This window comes from Bacillus sp. PAMC28748 (genome assembly GCF_014250415.1).
Taxonomy (GTDB): Bacteria; Bacillota; Bacilli; order Bacillales; family Bacillaceae; genus Bacillus; species Bacillus licheniformis.
In genome coordinates, this window is the sequence record NZ_CP060192.1 from 1,392,907 (window position 1) to 1,407,430 (window position 14,524).

The following is a 14,524-nucleotide window of genomic DNA, read 5'->3' on the forward strand; positions in this document are numbered from 1 at the left end:
TAAAAAGTTTCTTCAAAATGCTAATATTTTCATACATGAACTCGAATAATGCCAAAATTTACATTTTGTTTACACTTGATCAAGAACAAATGTTCGTATAAAATAGAATGTGAGGTGAGACGATGAATAAGCTGTTGTATCGTTCCATGGAAGACGGCATTCCGGTAGAAATCATATACATGAAAAAAAGCGGTTTTTCTAAGCGGGCGATTCTTGTGAAAGAAATAAAAAACGGTTATGTGAAAGCATTTTGCTTCCAAAAACAACAGATCAGAATGTTTAAAATAGAGTCCATTTTGTCCGTGTTCCCATATAAAAAAAGAAATTCAGCCCATTATGCTTAAAAGCTTCACCATCATCCTGCCTTCTTTCTGTATTCCCTTCCTGTTTTGATATTCCATCTTTTGTTATAATGAATGTAAATTCGATTTAAAGAGAGCGGGCGTTTTACATCTATGCTTCAGACAATCAATAAAACACTTGGTAAGATTATGCCTTTGCTGACGCCTTTAAGCGTTGTCAGCGGAGTACTGCTTGCAGATTATTTAAATGGGCTGGCGAGTCTTGTGCCGTGGATTTTTGCGTTTATGACGTTTGCCGGCAGCCTGGGAGCAAATTTTCAGTCGCTGAAAACAGCGGTGGCTCATCCCTTGCCGATGTTTCTCGCTTTATTTGTTTTGCACATATTTATGCCTGTTTTGGCATGGAGCACGGGGCATCTTGTGTTTAGCGGGGATTCATTGACGATTACAGGGCTTACCCTTGGTGTTGTCATTCCGACGGGTATTACGAGCATGATTTGGGCTGCAATGTATAAAGGTAACATCGGTTTAACCCTGTCAATTATTTTAGTGGACACGATTCTTTCGCCTTTTATTGTTCCATTCAGTCTTTCCATCTTGGCCGGGGCGCATGTTGAAATGGATGTCATCGGCATGATGAAGGGGTTAGTTGGAATGATTGTGATTCCTTCTTTATTGGGAATGCTCGTCAATCAATTTTCAACGCCGGAGCGGACAGCGCGATTAAGCGCAAATTGTGCTCCGTTTTCGAAAGTCGGGTTAGCCGCCGTAGTGGCGATTAACAGCTCGGTGGTCGCTTCTTACCTTAAAAACGTCGATTTAAAGTTTTTAACGATAGCCGTTACGGTCTTTTTGGTGGCATTTACAGGCTACCTGACAGCTTGGCTGATAGGACGGCTGATGAAGCGGCCCCAGGAGGAAATCGTGGCTTTAATTTTTACTGGAGGAATGCGGAATATTAGCGCGGGCGCTGTGTTGGCCACTAGCTTTTTTCCGCCTCAAGTGGCGGTGCCCGTTGTCGTTGGCATGCTGTTCCAACAGATTCTGGCCGCGCTGTTTGGGCATTTGCTTGCAAGAAGCGAGCTGAAAAAAGCGCATCATTTGGACAAAAAGACGAGTCTGCCCTCATAGTTGGCAGACTCAGATCTTGCGGGAGTTAAATATAATGAAAACCAATAGAGTAAGTGTAATGATCTGGACTTTAATCTCCGCTTTTCTGTTTTGTTCTATGATAGTCGCAGCTTCACTTTCTCCGCTCGCTCATTCAGGCCCTCATGCTAATGAGTTTGGCACTTTGGGGATGTGGGCGGCAATCGGAACCGTTTTGCTCTTTTATATGCTGCCCCTCGCTGTTTATATGGCCGGGTTTGATGCAATGAAGTTTGTAATGGCTGTTCTTTGCGGAATTGGGTTAATCATCACGCTGACTATGAGTCCAGTGTTTGTGTTGATTGGCGCTATTGGCGGAAATGCTTCTGCATTACTGGGTGTCGCAGGTCTTTGCGTTCTGTTAGCGATTGTGAATGTGATTTGGCTAGTGGTTGCTTTTCGCCGGACGTCAGCAAGTGCCTCTTTCTGATATTCAAAGTTGTGTTCAAATTTGCCAACTTCCTTTAGCGATCAGGTGGACGTTTCCCCCGACGTGAATTTCTGTGCTGTTTTCCGTTATTTGGGCTTCAAGATGAAGCAGGGAAGGGCGGTTTATTTCAAATCCTTGTTCAGCCCTTATGCTGAGGTAGTGTTGATTAAAATAGCCGTGATGCAGTAAATACCCTGCGAGACCCCCGATTGCGCTTCCTGTTGCCGGATCTTCAGGAACGCTGAAACAGTCGCAAAATACTCGTGCATTGATGTGGTTTTGTTCATGATATGTTTCGGTAGTAAAAACGAGCAGACTTGCTCTGTTTCTTTCATGAAAGCTTCAAACCGATCCTTGTTGATTTTGCATTTTTTAACTGCATTTAACGAGTTTAACGGTACGATAACCGCTGGAAGCCCTGTAGAAACCTCCTGTATCGGGAAATTCGAATCCATATCAGATGTGTCGATTCCAATTACCCCCGCCATCATTTCTTTATCAAAGGTTCGGTTAAACACGGGCGGATTTTGCTTCATCCAAATGATTTGATCAGCACCTTTTTCAAACGTCACCGGTATTGCGCCTGCTGTTACATTTAAAATGACATTAGAAGATGGTTCAGTTTCGATTTCATTCTTAATGATAAACGCTGTGCCCAGCGTTGGATGTCCTGCAAACGGAATTTCTTTTTCCGGGGTGAAGATTCGGACATCGTACCCGCCGTTTCCCTGTTTTCCCAATATAAAAGTAGTCTCGGAAAAATTGATTTCCCTGGCTATTTTTTGCATTTCATCACTTGATAGGTTCTTTTCTGCTTTAAAAACAGCGAGCTGGTTTCCTGTATATTTTGTTTCTGCAAACACATCCACAAGATAAAAATCCATCTGAAGTATCTCCCCTCTAATAAGACGCAGTTTCACATATCTTACATGAGATGGGAATGATTGAACAGTCTAATCAAAAATAAAGAAGAGCGGCTCCCGCTCTTCCTAATAAAGCAAATACTTCTTTCTGATATTCATAAACCGTTTTTGCTCTGCTTCGTATTTTTTGGCGATTTCATCAATTGAAGCGCCTTGCTCAATCATTGTTTTGACCCATCCGTTCCCGATCAGACGGTTGAAATTGCCTGAAGGGAGGAACTCAAAGTCGTCCGGGTAGAGGTCATGGACGGTTTTGATGATCGCAATACCGGTATTTACAGGCTTAAAAGCGGACCTGTTGGTCACGTAAAGCTCCACCCCGTGGCACAGTTTATTCTGATGCTTTGAAAATGTCGGATTGAAGGAGGCGGCTCTGAATCTGACGCCAGGCAGCTTCAGACCGTTTAATTTTTCGGCGAGCTCCGTACTTTTCATGTAAGGCGCACCAATCAATTCAAATGGCTTTGTCGTGCCCCTTCCCTCTGACATGTTGGTTCCTTCAATTAAACCTGTGCCCGGGTAGACGATGCTCGTATCCGGCGTCGGCATGTTCGGGGAAGGCAGGACGAAAGGAAGACCGGTGTCTTCAAAGAACATCTGCCGCTTCCAGCCTTTCATTTTTATGACGGTTAGGTCGGCTCCGATGTTAAATTCATCATTAAACAGCTTTGCCAATTCTCCTGCCGTCATTCCGTGACTTAGAGGGACGGGATACATTCCGACAAATGAAGAATAATCCGGATCTAGGACAGGCCCTTCAACTTTTAAGCCGTTTTGCGGGTTTGGGCGGTCAAGGACGATGAATGGAATATCATTTTCTTTTGCCGCTTCCATCGCATATGCCATAGTGTAAATGTAAGTGTAAAACCGTGTTCCGACATCTTGGATATCAAATAGCAGGACGTCAACGTTTTTCAACATCTCCGGTGTCGGCTTTCTCGTATCTCCGTAGAGGCTGTAGACGGGGAGACCGGTTTTTTCATCAATATAAGAGTCAACCTTGTCACCGGCTTGAGCGTCTCCTCTTACACCGTGCTCTGGACCATAGAGAGCGGTCAGCTCAATACCGGGGGCTTGGTGAAGCAAATCGATGCTGCTTGTTAATGTCGAATTGACACCGGTTGGATTTGTAATGAGACCGACCCTTTTTCCTTTTAATATGCTTTTTTTGTTCATGAGCACTTCAATACCCGGTGAGACCTTTGCTTTTTTTTCTTTGTCCGGAAAGGCAGCTGCTGCGGTTAGTGTACTGAAGACAAACATTCCAGCAAGCAGCCAGATTGCTTTTTTTCCCATCATGACCCTCCTTTGTGAAGCGGCTTGCCGTTTTTAATATTCAATCCGTAGCCATACGGGTAAAGGGTTTCCCCGGGGCGCGTGACTGAAGGAATGTCTACGGGCAATGTTCCTTTAGGCTTTGCCTTTCCGAAAATGGCTTCCACTCCGGCCGGGATATTCGGCTGCCTGAAGCGTCCGTTTGCATAGCCTTTAAAGCCGTATACCGCAATCACGGCTTCGGCTTCTTCAAAATTTGCCGTGTCATAAGGGTTTCTCAGGCTCATTAAGACGAATTTTTTTCCGTTGGCCTGCGCGTATTTCATGGCGGCGCGCGGAAAAGCGGTTGCCCACTTGCTTGAGTCTTGAATGCTGTCATCAATGACACCGTCGTTCACAACCGGATCGTTTTTGATGACGTATGATCCTGTGATGACATAATCGGCTTCGTCAATTTTCTTTTGAATCTCTTCCTCAAACGTTTTTTCTGCAAAGCGGTATTCGACTACCTTGATGTTTTTCCTTATTTTGCTGATGGTCTTTGCGATTGCTGCTGTTTGCTCTTCATATGGAGCGAGAATGAGGACGGTGTCCCCTTTTTTCGGTTTAAACGGCAGGGTGCTTTTGTCGTTTTTAAGGATAGTGACGCTATCCCTTGCCATTTTCTTTTCGTATTTCATGTGTTTGCTGCTGCCGACCGTTTTCAAGGCGTATTTGATTTTTTTCTGAAGCGGTTCGGAGCCGGTGTGATCTATGATGCCTCGGTCTATTTTTAATTGAAGGATTCGCTCCACCGACTGATCGATTTGTTCCATGGGGATATCCCCATTTTTAACGGCTGTCAGAAGAGCTTCGAATACACGCGCCAGATTTTTTTCGGTCTCAAGCGATGTGACTTGCGCGGGCATGAGTGCGATGTCGACTCCTGCTTTAACAGCCATGACGACGGCTTCCTCCTGTCCGAAATTATCAGAAATGGCTTTCATATTTAAAGCGTCTGTTACAACAACGCCCTTAAAGCTGAGATCTTTGCGGAGAAGGTCTGTCATGACTTTTTTGGAAAGCGTAGCAGGCACCATGATGTCCTCGCCGTCTTTTTTGCTTTTATAGGTAGTATCGTCAAAGGCGGGGAACTGGACATGCGCTGTCATGATCATGTCAATACCTGCATCGATCGCCTTTTGAAATGGCGCAAGTTCAACACTTCTCAGCCTTTTTTCATTATGCGGAACAAGCGGCAATCCGTAATGACTGTCAACCGCTGTATCGCCGTGTCCGGGAAAGTGCTTTGCTGTGGCGATCATTTGCTCGTCCTGAAGGCCCTTCATCATCTGGATGCCGAGCTTTGAAGTCAGCTCAGGCTTGGAACTGAAAGAACGGACGCCGATGACAGGGTTGTCGGGATTGTTGTTGACATCAAGTACAGGACTGAAATTCACGTTAATGCCCAGTGATGATAATTCTTTTCCGATGATTTTTCCTGATCTGAAGGCGTTTTTGCTGCTTCTCGATGCTCCGACTGCCATATTGCCGGCCAGGTTTGTGCCTGATTCGAGTCTCGTGACAATCCCGCCTTCCTGATCGATCGTGATAAAGAGCGGAATGTCAGGGCTCGCTTGTTGCAGGCCGTCCGTTAACCGTACAGTCTGCTCTGTGCCTGTGACGTTTTCAGCAAAAAGAATGACGCCCCCGAGCCGGTATTTTTCAATGATTCCAGCAACTTCGTCATTCATTTCTGTTAATCCTTTGGCGCTCGATTCCCCTTTTTTCTTCCAGTTTCTAAAGTCAGGCATCAGCATTTGCCCGATTTTCTCTTCAAGCGACATGCTGCTGACCATTTGTTTGATGTTTTGTTCCGGACGCTGTTTTGCTTCTGCTTCGCGAGCGGCCGGCTGCAAAGCGAGAGACGATAACAGCAATGCAATCAACGCGCATTGAAGAAATCTTTTCATATAAAGGGTCGCCTCCTATTGGTGATGTAACGCCTCGTAAACAGCTGTAATGACGCTGCCGTACTTTCCGGTTGCAAATTCATCACCTTCGAATTGATTCGGGTTTTCTTTAGGGTTGATAACAGGAGAGTGCTTTTTATTGGTTAACAACACAATGCCGATTTGATACACGGGATCAATGATAGTAACCGTTCCCGTCCAGCCGGTATGGCCGTATGCTTTGCTGCTGGCGTGCTTGCCGAACATCCACTCCATATCGGTATTGCCGTTGAGCCGCCATCCTAGTCCATATGTGGGATTTGTTTTTGACGGCTCTGTAAATTGTGAAATGACAGAACTGCTGAATAGATGCTGTCTTCCGTAACCGCCGCCGTTCAGCATGACTTGAAGGAGCACTGCTGCGTCGTCAACGGTGGAAAACAGGCCGGCATGCCCAGAAACGCCTTCCATTGAATAGAATGCTTTTTCATCGTGGACTTCCCCCTGAAGTGTGTAAGTTCTGATGTTTGGGAACGAAATGGTGCCGTCTCTGGTGTTTCCCAATCGTTCCGTAGCTGCAAAATGCGACCGTTTAAAGCCCTTTTGGAGCGGATTAAACAAAGTATGCCGCAATCCGAGAGGCCGGTAAAACCGGTTTTCAACAAAGGTATCTAAACGCTCGTTTGTGATTTTTTCAATGATCAGCCCGAGGAGCATATAGTCGATGTCACTGTAAATTTGCTTTGTGCCGGGTTCATATGCCAAGGGGGTTTTCACAAGATATTCAAGCGTTTTGCTCCGTGATTGAGAGTAGAGGTGTCCGGCTGATTTCGGGTCGTAATAATTCCAGCTTGCAGGGAAGCCTGCGTTATGATGAAGCAAATCAATCACGCGGAGCCGGTTTTTTCCCTTTACATCGTCTTCCGGGTGATCTTTGAAATCAGGGAGATATTGAGAAATGTTTTTGTTCAAGTCAAGCTTTCCGGTGCTCACTAAATGCTGCAAGGCAAAATTGACGGCATACATTTTTGTATTGGAGGCTAGGTCGAACATCGTGTTTGCTTTCATTTTTTTTGGATGTTTGAGCGCTATGAGGCCGTTGTATTTCTGCTTGTAGCCGTAGACTTCTTTTTTGATGATTTTTCCGTCTTTAATCAAAATAAGGGCAGCGCCGGGAAAGCCCGCTTTGACATCCTGTTCGATCAGACGGTCCACAGCTTTAAGCTTTTTCGAAGAAAAACCGGCTTCTTCAGGCGTTTTCGCTTTCGTTAAAACAGGATATGTCAGCCGCTGTTTTGTCTCGTTCCCGATGGCAGTCTGTGCTGTGGACGGAAGCGGAAAAAAGCATGTCAGCAGCAATAGGGACGCGGCCGCACTGATCATAAACTTTTTCAGCTTGCTTCACTCCTTTCTGTTAAAAATTGCATAGTGGGAAATTTTAAACAAACGTTTAATCAAATTCAACTGCCATATCGTACTTGAAACCAAAGGAGTATGTTAAGACAAAGCCGGCAGCATAGGAAATAAACAAACCGAGAATATACAAAAGAACTTGGTGGGTATGAACCAAAAACGACAAAGGGAGCCCTGATACGCCTATCGATACGGTCGCAATTTTGAAATACGCTTGAAATGCTCCGCCTACTCCGGCCCCGAGGCACGCGGTTAAAAACGGACGTCCGAGCGGAAGGGTTACACCGAATATGAGCGGTTCGCCGATGCCGAGCAGGCCTGACGGCAGTCCGCCGGCAATGGCTCTTTTTAGCTTTGCTTTTTTCGTTTTGAAATAGATCGCAAAAGCGGCGCCTACTTGTCCTGCGCCCCCCATGGCCAAAATCGGCAGCAGCGGGTCATCGCCGATTGAATTGATTAATTCCATATGAACGGGTGTCAGTCCTTGATGAAGTCCGGTTACGACGAGCGGAAGGAAGGTGGCGCCCAGTACAAAGCCGGCGATAATGCCCCCAAGATCTAAGATGGCGAGAAGACCTGACGTAATGGCGTCGGAAATCAAGCCGCCGACAGGCATGAAGACAACGTAGGTGACGATTCCTGTGATAAGAAGGGAGACTGTAGGTGTGATGATGATGTCGAGTGAGTGAGGTACAAGGCGCCTGACCCGTTTTTCGAGAAAAGCGATAAATGCAGCTGCGAATAAAATGCCGATTAAACCGCCGCGTCCCGGCAAAAGCGCTTCACCGAAAAGTGAAATTTCACCAACGGCGGGGTTAATGATTAAAATACCGGCTAATCCGCCGAGTGCGGGGGAGCCGCCGAATTCTTTCGCCGTATTGATCCCCACCAGGATACCCAAATACGTAAATAGACCTGAGCCTATTACCGTTAAAATAATCGCGGTTTGTGAGGTTTCCGCGAGCCAGCCAGCCTGGATAACGGCTTTGGTGATTCCGGTAATCAAGCCTGAGGCGACCAAAGCGGGGATCAGCGGTATAAAAATGCTTGCGATTCGCCGGAGAAACAGCTTGAAAGGCGTCGCGTTTTTCTTGGAAATCTCCGCTTTATGTTTGGCTGCGGATTCTTTTAAGTCAACGTGTTCTGCGGATTTAAGCAGCTTCCCGAACTCGTCTGATACGTGCTGTACAACGCCTGTGCCGAGGATAATCTGAAGCGTTTCCTCCTCAACTACGCCGATCACGCCTTCAAGCGCTTTGATCGAGTCGATGTCGGTTTTTTGACTGTTGACAGGCGTGATGCGCAGGCGCGTCATACAGTGGGTATGATCTGCGACGTTAGACGGGCCGCCGATGTGTTGTAAAATCAGTCTTGCCAGCCCGGCATATTTTTTCTCATCGCTCATTTTATATCCCCCTTTTTTACAATTCGCTAAATTCCCATCATGCGGATGGCCGCTTTTGTTTGATCAATATACTGAATGATGTCCTCGTAGCGCTCTGCGGCCATGCCTAAAAACAGTAAGTCAATCATGTAAAGCTGAGTTAAACGAGAGGAGGTGGCGGCGCTGCGAAACGGCGCTTCATTTGAGCATGACGTATACAGGGCGATATCGCTTAATGAAGCGACAGCAGACTGTCCCAACCGCGTCAGCCCAATGGTTTTAATACCATGTTTTTTGGCGAGCCTGACTGCATTGGCGATTTCCTGTGTTTCTCCTGAATGGGATATAGCAAACAGAACGTCATTCTCGCCGGCATTGGCGATTAATGTCGCAACAAGATGCATATCACTAAAAGCGGTGGCCTTTTTATTGATGCGCAAAAATTTCTGCTGGGCGTCTTGTGCGACGATTCCTGAAGCCCCGATCCCGCAAAAATGAACCGTTTCTGCGTTGATCAATATTTGAATCGCTTTTTGAAGTTCTTCGTGGTCAATGTTTTCAAAGGTATCGCGAATCGCCTGAATCGAATTGCTGGTTGTTTTTTGAACGATTGAATGGAGCGGCTCCTGCGGTTCGATATCCCGGTATCCCTGATCAGACGGCTTCATTAAATCACCGGCGACTCTCATTTTTAAATCTTGAAAGCCTTTCAGCCCCAAAGATTTGCAGAGCCGTATCGCCGCCGCCCCGCTTGTCTTTGCCGAAGAGCTCACCTCCTGAATGGTGCCGTTTACGATCTCGTGGGGGTTTTTCAAAATGTATTCGGCAAGCTTTCGTTCAGATTGCGGCAATTTGTGAAGCATATTCTGAATGATTTCCAATCCTCCTGCAGCCATTGTTTCTTCCTTTCTTATTTAAGATTTTTCATAAATGGATAGGGCCTTTTCGATATCGCCTTCTGATTTCTCCAGCAGTTTTTCTGCAGCGGCTGCATCTTCGTTTGTTTTCAGCATGATGATGGCCGTTTTGACTTGGTTATTGGACATTTCCAACGCTTGCGCCGCTGTTTCTTTTGGCATACCTGTGACCGTTTGGATGATGCGGATCGCCCGCTCCTTTAATTTGTCATTGCTTACTTTTACATCTACCATGAGGTTTTCATAGACTTTCCCCATTTTGATCATGGCCGCCGTTGAGATCATGTTTAAAATCATTTTATGAGCGGTTGCGGCTTTCATTCTCGTCGATCCGGCAATGACTTCAGGGCCGACGACTACTTCTATGCTGTGATCTGCCGCCTGGCTGATCGCCGAGTTTTCATTGCATGTCAGCGATATGGCCTTGGCACCTGTTTTCTTGGCATACTTCAGGGCGCCTAGGACGTACGGAGTTCGGCCGCTGGCGGCGATTCCGATTACGGTATCATTGTTTGAGAGGTTAACGGCTTCTAAATCCCGTCTGCCAAAAGCCTCATGATCTTCAGCGCCTTCGACGGCATTGTACAAAGCTTTTTCTCCCCCTGCAATGATGCCTATGACCGACTCGGGAGATATGCTGAATGTCGGCGGGCATTCAGCTGCATCAAGTACGCCGAGCCTCCCGCTTGTACCGGCACCGATGTAGATGATCCGTCCCCCTTTCTTTAACGACCCGACGGCGTAGTCAACGGCGGTCTTAACATCGGGCAAGACTTCTTGTACAGCTTCGGCTACCGTTTTATCTTCATCATTCATGATTTTCAACATATCGATCGTTTCTGCCTGGTGAATGCGCTTGGATCTTTCATTGCGGCGTTCGGTTGTTAAGGAACCTAAATGGCTGTTTTCCATCGACAAATCCTCCTGATCATAAAATGCATATATTTCTTAATTTTCAGTATATTATGGCTGGAATATAATTTCAATGACAAAAGATAAATATTAAAATTTTGTTTCAATTAGGTTCTAAACATCTGAACGCCGAAATAAAATAAAGCGCAGATGAACTGCGCTTATGTCCTGGTACTACAGCTCGTCTATTTGATGTTCGGAAATCACACGGAAGCCTTCTTTTTTCAGAAGTGCCGACGTAAGGCCGTTGCCGGCTATTTTTTTGCTTGAGAAACTTCCATCGTATATATGGCTGCTGCCGCAAGACGGGCTGTTTTCCTTCAGCACGATCGTATCAGCCTTGATTTGCCTTGCCATCTCCAATGTTTGATATGCCCCTTTTATATATAGGTCTGTTACGTCATTTCCCGATTGTGTCTTGATCACCGCTTTGCCGTCTAAAACGTCTTCTCCCGTCCCGCCTATAATTTCGGCCGGTTCCCTTGGTGTTTGAAATCCGCCGAGCAGCTCGGGACAAGCCATCACCGCTTTTTTTTCTTCAACGAGCTTATTGATTTTTTCGACATAGCTGTGCGAACCGTTATAGCGGCATTCCACTCCGGCCAGACATGAACTTACCAGTATCATTATTCGGTCCCCTCTCTTGCACATCAGATAGCCCTATTTTAAACAAAATTTCCGCGCTTTTCTCAATCTCTATGAATAAAAAATTTGAAAATAAAAATTTTAATTTACCTCTTTACAAATGGGGAGGAACCTGTATATAATAACTTTTGTCAGCTTTACGAGAGCTGCTTGAAACACGGTGATGGCCCGTTGGTCAAGTGGTTAAGACACCGCCCTTTCACGGCGGTAACACGGGTTCGAATCCCGTACGGGTCACCATTCTTTTTTGGACGGCACGCTGGGAAAAGGAAGGCATGCTAAAGGGAGCAACATTCTGTTGCAACGCGCACTTGTACTTCAAAGGCAAGGAAGGCATGCTAAAAGCGCAACGTCCTGTTGCAACGCATGCACTTGTACGTCCTGTACTTCGGAGGATTAGCTCAGCTGGGAGAGCATCTGCCTTACAAGCAGAGGGTCGGCGGTTCGATCCCGTCATCCTCCACCATTTTTCGAAGCGGTTTTAGACACAACCGCGCCGGTAACTGCATAAGATACCGTATCATGCCGGTCTAGCTCAATTGGTAGAGCAACTGACTTGTAATCAGTAGGTTGGGGGTTCAAGTCCTCTGGCCGGCACTGTTTTTGGAGGGGTAGCGAAGTGGCTAAACGCGGCGGACTGTAAATCCGCTCCCTCAGGGTTCGGCGGTTCGAATCCGTCCCCCTCCACCATTATTGGGCTATAGCCAAGCGGTAAGGCAACGGACTTTGACTCCGTCATGCGCTGGTTCGAATCCAGCTAGCCCAGTTTTTGGACATCCTGTTCGGATGTCCTTTTTATTTTGTCTTTTTTGTATAACTATTCAAAAAAATGTCTTGTTGAGTCAATTCCGAATCGGAAGGTACAATGAAGGTCTGAAAGGGGGATATCATATGTTAAAACAGCAGATTTCAATGATCGGCGTGCCGATGGATCTTGGACAGCTGAGGCGGGGAGTCGATATGGGACCGAGCGCGATTCGCTGTGCAGGTGTTAATGAACGGCTGGAATGTCTTTGTCAGGATATTGAAGACCTCGGCGATATGACGATCGGGCAAAGAGAGGATGAGAAAGAAGGCGGGGAGCCGGCATCTGAAGAGCTAAGAAATTTGAAAGCGATTACAAAAGCGAGTGTAAAACTTGCTGAGACTGTCGATAATATCGTAGCTTCTGGCGCTTTTCCGCTCGTGCTGGGCGGTGACCACAGCATTGCGATCGGAACGCTTGCCGGCCTTGCGAAGCATTATCAAAACCTGGGTGTGATCTGGTATGACGCCCATGCCGATTTAAATACAAAAGAAACGTCTCCCTCAGGCAACATTCACGGCATGCCGCTCGCCATCAGCCTGGGAATCGGCCACGAAGGGCTGACCGCCATCTATGGAAAAGAAGCTAAAATTAAAGCGGAGAACATCGTCATCATCGGTGCGAGGTCACTTGATGACGGGGAAAAAGAATTGATTCGCGACAAAGGGATCAAAGTATATACGATGCATGAAATCGACCGCCTCGGCATGACAAGGGTGATGGAAGAAACGATAGACTATTTGCGAGGCAGGACGGACGGTGTCCATCTGTCACTCGATTTGGACGCGCTTGATCCGAACGATGCACCGGGTGTCGGAACTCCGGTAGCAGGAGGCATCAGCTACAGGGAAAGCCATCTGGCTATGGAAATGCTTGAGGAATCGAAGCTGATTACGTCCGCCGAGTTTGTCGAAGTAAACCCGATATTGGATGAGAAAAACAGGACGGCGGAAGCGGCTGTAGCCTTAATGGGATCGCTGTTTGGCGAAAAGCTGCTTTAGGTGCAGTTGAAGAGCGGCTTCAGGCTGCTCTTTTTTATGATAGAAGTCTCAACTTCATAATATTTATGATGTATAATAATTTTAAGCTAATATTAAGCGCATGAACCCTGTCAAAGCATCTACACCCTGCCAAAAATTTGATAAACTATTTTTATGAATTTAATGAAACCTTATAAAAACCAATTCGTATACATAAAGACCGGTGAAGGCAGAGGTTAGATAAATATGGAAACAATGATTAAAAAAAGAATCAAACAGGTGAAAAAAGGCGATCGTAACGCATTTGCAGACATCGTGGATATTTACAATGACAAAATTTATCAGCTTTGCTACCGTATGCTCGGCAATGCGCATGAGGCGGAAGATATTGCGCAGGAAGCGTTTATCAGAGCATACGTGAATATCGACAGTTTTGATATCAACCGGAAATTTTCCACATGGCTTTATCGAATCGCAACCAATTTGACCATCGATCGTATCCGTAAAAAAAAGCCGGACTATTACTTGGATGCAGAGGTGGCAGGGACTGAAGGACTGACAATGTATTCCCAGGTTGCGGCGGATGTTGCGCTTCCAGAGGATGAAGTGGTTTCTTTGGAGCTGCACAGCACCATCCAGGAAAAAATCTTAAGGCTTCCCGATAAATACAGGACGGTCATCGTATTAAAGTACATTGATGAGCTTTCACTCATTGAGATCAGTGAAATCCTCAATATTCCCGTAGGTACGGTGAAAACGAGGATACACAGGGGCAGAGAGGCTCTCAGAAAACAATTAAGGGATCTTTAAGTGGGGTGATGAAATGAGCTGTCCGGAGCATATTGTTCAGCTTATGCATAAATACCTTGACGGAGACATACTTCCGGAAGATGAAACGCGTTTAAAAGAGCACCTCCAATCATGCGAAGGCTGCAAAAAGCACCTTCATGAAATGGAAAAATCCATCGCTCTTGTCCAGAGCACGTCGCATCTTACAGCTCCGGCGAACTTTACAGCCAATGTGCTGGCGAATCTGCCGAAAGAAAAGCGGACGGCATCGATCAACAGGTGGCTTAAAGCCCATCCGTTTTTAGTGGCGGCGGCTTTATTTGCAATTTTGATGGGCGGCAGCTTTTTCTCCAGCTGGAAAAACGATCACGATTTCAGCGTATCCAGCCAGCCTAATCTTGTGGTGAAAAACAACACGGTCATCGTGCCTGAAGGCGAAGTTGTCAAAGGCGATGTGACCGTGAAAAACGGAAAGCTGATTATAGAGGGCAAAGTCGACGGCGATGTCACGATTGTAAACGGTGAAAAATATACGGCTTCAGCAGGACAAGTCACCGGTCAGATCCATGAGATCAACGAGGTGTTCGACTGGATCTGGTATAAGATCAAATCGACCGGAAAATCGGTTTTTGGTGTGAAGGAGTCTAAAGAGTAGAGCAAAGCGGGCGA

At 46.3% G+C, this 14,524-nt stretch carries 13 protein-coding genes, 5 tRNA genes and 1 pseudogene; 11 read left to right on the forward strand and 8 right to left on the reverse strand.

Features of this window, described 5'->3' with window-relative positions; translation table 11 throughout:
- Positions 1 to 122: 122 nt before the first annotated feature.
- The 3 genes from H7F26_RS07165 to H7F26_RS07175 all read left to right on the forward strand — a co-directional run bounded on the left by H7F26_RS07165 (position 123) and on the right by H7F26_RS07175 (position 1,881).
- Positions 123 to 344, forward strand: a complete 222-nt coding sequence (locus H7F26_RS07165; protein ID WP_003178414.1) for a WYL domain-containing protein — start codon at positions 123 to 125, stop codon at positions 342 to 344.
- A 111-nt stretch (positions 345 to 455) separates the two neighbouring features.
- On the forward strand, positions 456 to 1,433 hold the full coding sequence (locus tag H7F26_RS07170; protein ID WP_017474058.1) for a bile acid:sodium symporter family protein: 978 nt from the start codon (positions 456 to 458) through the stop codon (positions 1,431 to 1,433).
- A gap of 34 nt (positions 1,434 to 1,467) precedes the next feature.
- Positions 1,468 to 1,881: a DUF5391 family protein gene (locus H7F26_RS07175; RefSeq protein ID WP_003178418.1), complete on the forward strand. Its 414-nt coding sequence runs from the start codon at positions 1,468 to 1,470 to the stop codon at positions 1,879 to 1,881.
- Positions 1,882 to 1,896: 15 nt separating this feature from the next.
- Here H7F26_RS07175 and H7F26_RS07180 read toward each other — a convergent pair.
- The 8 genes and pseudogenes from H7F26_RS07180 to H7F26_RS07215 all read right to left on the reverse strand — a co-directional run bounded on the left by H7F26_RS07180 (position 1,897) and on the right by H7F26_RS07215 (position 11,263).
- Positions 1,897 to 2,765, reverse strand: a pseudogene (locus H7F26_RS07180) (PhzF family phenazine biosynthesis protein).
- A 105-nt stretch (positions 2,766 to 2,870) separates the two neighbouring features.
- Positions 2,871 to 4,100 carry an exo-beta-N-acetylmuramidase NamZ family protein gene (locus tag H7F26_RS07185; protein ID WP_003178423.1) on the reverse strand — a complete coding sequence of 410 codons (1,230 nt, stop codon included), beginning with the start codon at positions 4,098 to 4,100 and terminating at the stop codon, positions 2,871 to 2,873.
- Positions 4,100 to 6,031 carry a glycoside hydrolase family 3 protein gene (locus tag H7F26_RS07190; protein ID WP_009330335.1) on the reverse strand — a complete coding sequence of 644 codons (1,932 nt, stop codon included), beginning with the start codon at positions 6,029 to 6,031 and terminating at the stop codon, positions 4,100 to 4,102. Before H7F26_RS07190 ends, H7F26_RS07185 begins: the two co-directional genes overlap by 1 nt.
- 15 nt (positions 6,032 to 6,046) lie before the next feature.
- Positions 6,047 to 7,405, reverse strand: coding sequence for a penicillin binding protein PBP4B (gene pbp4b / locus H7F26_RS07195; protein ID WP_025807241.1), 1,359 nt, complete (start codon positions 7,403 to 7,405; stop codon positions 6,047 to 6,049).
- Between the two features lie 55 nt (positions 7,406 to 7,460).
- Positions 7,461 to 8,828, reverse strand: coding sequence for a PTS transporter subunit EIIC (locus H7F26_RS07200; RefSeq protein ID WP_003178430.1), 1,368 nt, complete (start codon positions 8,826 to 8,828; stop codon positions 7,461 to 7,463).
- A 26-nt stretch (positions 8,829 to 8,854) separates the two neighbouring features.
- On the reverse strand, positions 8,855 to 9,703 hold the full coding sequence (locus H7F26_RS07205; protein ID WP_003178432.1) for a MurR/RpiR family transcriptional regulator: 849 nt from the start codon (positions 9,701 to 9,703) through the stop codon (positions 8,855 to 8,857).
- Between the two features lie 18 nt (positions 9,704 to 9,721).
- A complete protein-coding gene (gene murQ / locus H7F26_RS07210) occupies positions 9,722 to 10,636 on the reverse strand; it encodes an N-acetylmuramic acid 6-phosphate etherase (RefSeq protein WP_003178433.1) in 915 nt (304 codons plus the stop codon).
- 174 nt (positions 10,637 to 10,810) lie between these two features.
- Entirely contained in the window at positions 10,811 to 11,263 is a 453-nt protein-coding gene (locus H7F26_RS07215; RefSeq protein ID WP_003178435.1) for a 2-thiouracil desulfurase family protein, read from the reverse strand.
- Positions 11,264 to 11,446: 183 nt separating this feature from the next.
- On the opposite strand from H7F26_RS07215, the gene H7F26_RS07220 reads away from it, so the two are divergent.
- The 8 genes from H7F26_RS07220 to rsiW all read left to right on the forward strand — a co-directional run bounded on the left by H7F26_RS07220 (position 11,447) and on the right by rsiW (position 14,510).
- A tRNA-Glu gene (locus H7F26_RS07220) sits at positions 11,447 to 11,521 on the forward strand.
- A gap of 150 nt (positions 11,522 to 11,671) precedes the next feature.
- A tRNA-Val gene (locus H7F26_RS07225) sits at positions 11,672 to 11,747 on the forward strand.
- A 58-nt stretch (positions 11,748 to 11,805) separates the two neighbouring features.
- Positions 11,806 to 11,878 (forward strand) — tRNA-Thr (locus H7F26_RS07230).
- Between the two features lie 8 nt (positions 11,879 to 11,886).
- Positions 11,887 to 11,971 (forward strand) — tRNA-Tyr (locus H7F26_RS07235).
- Between the two features lie 4 nt (positions 11,972 to 11,975).
- Positions 11,976 to 12,047 (forward strand) — tRNA-Gln (locus H7F26_RS07240).
- A gap of 125 nt (positions 12,048 to 12,172) precedes the next feature.
- Positions 12,173 to 13,087, forward strand: a complete 915-nt coding sequence (rocF, locus tag H7F26_RS07245; protein ID WP_003178436.1) for an arginase — start codon at positions 12,173 to 12,175, stop codon at positions 13,085 to 13,087.
- A gap of 225 nt (positions 13,088 to 13,312) precedes the next feature.
- Positions 13,313 to 13,876, forward strand: a complete 564-nt coding sequence (sigW, locus tag H7F26_RS07250; protein WP_071583603.1) for an RNA polymerase sigma factor SigW — start codon at positions 13,313 to 13,315, stop codon at positions 13,874 to 13,876.
- Between the two features lie 13 nt (positions 13,877 to 13,889).
- Entirely contained in the window at positions 13,890 to 14,510 is a 621-nt protein-coding gene (gene rsiW, locus H7F26_RS07255; protein ID WP_003178441.1) for an anti-sigma-W factor RsiW, read from the forward strand.
- Positions 14,511 to 14,524 lie beyond the last annotated feature (14 nt).

Coding starts and splice junctions, on each gene's coding strand:
- murQ (WP_003178433.1), bottom strand. CDS start 10,636: ATGGAAAACAGCCATTTAGGTTCCTTAACAACCGAACGCCGCAATGAA.
- H7F26_RS07170 (WP_017474058.1), top strand. CDS start 456: ATGCTTCAGACAATCAATAAAACACTTGGTAAGATTATGCCTTTGCTG.
- rocF (WP_003178436.1), top strand. CDS start 12,173: ATGTTAAAACAGCAGATTTCAATGATCGGCGTGCCGATGGATCTTGGA.
- H7F26_RS07205 (WP_003178432.1), bottom strand. CDS start 9,703: ATGGCTGCAGGAGGATTGGAAATCATTCAGAATATGCTTCACAAATTG.
- H7F26_RS07190 (WP_009330335.1), bottom strand. CDS start 6,031: ATGAAAAGATTTCTTCAATGCGCGTTGATTGCATTGCTGTTATCGTCT.
- H7F26_RS07165 (WP_003178414.1), top strand. CDS start 123: ATGAATAAGCTGTTGTATCGTTCCATGGAAGACGGCATTCCGGTAGAA.
- H7F26_RS07200 (WP_003178430.1), bottom strand. CDS start 8,828: ATGAGCGATGAGAAAAAATATGCCGGGCTGGCAAGACTGATTTTACAA.
- rsiW (WP_003178441.1), top strand. CDS start 13,890: ATGAGCTGTCCGGAGCATATTGTTCAGCTTATGCATAAATACCTTGAC.
- H7F26_RS07185 (WP_003178423.1), bottom strand. CDS start 4,100: ATGGGAAAAAAAGCAATCTGGCTGCTTGCTGGAATGTTTGTCTTCAGT.
- sigW (WP_071583603.1), top strand. CDS start 13,313: ATGGAAACAATGATTAAAAAAAGAATCAAACAGGTGAAAAAAGGCGAT.
- H7F26_RS07175 (WP_003178418.1), top strand. CDS start 1,468: ATGAAAACCAATAGAGTAAGTGTAATGATCTGGACTTTAATCTCCGCT.
- H7F26_RS07215 (WP_003178435.1), bottom strand. CDS start 11,263: ATGATACTGGTAAGTTCATGTCTGGCCGGAGTGGAATGCCGCTATAAC.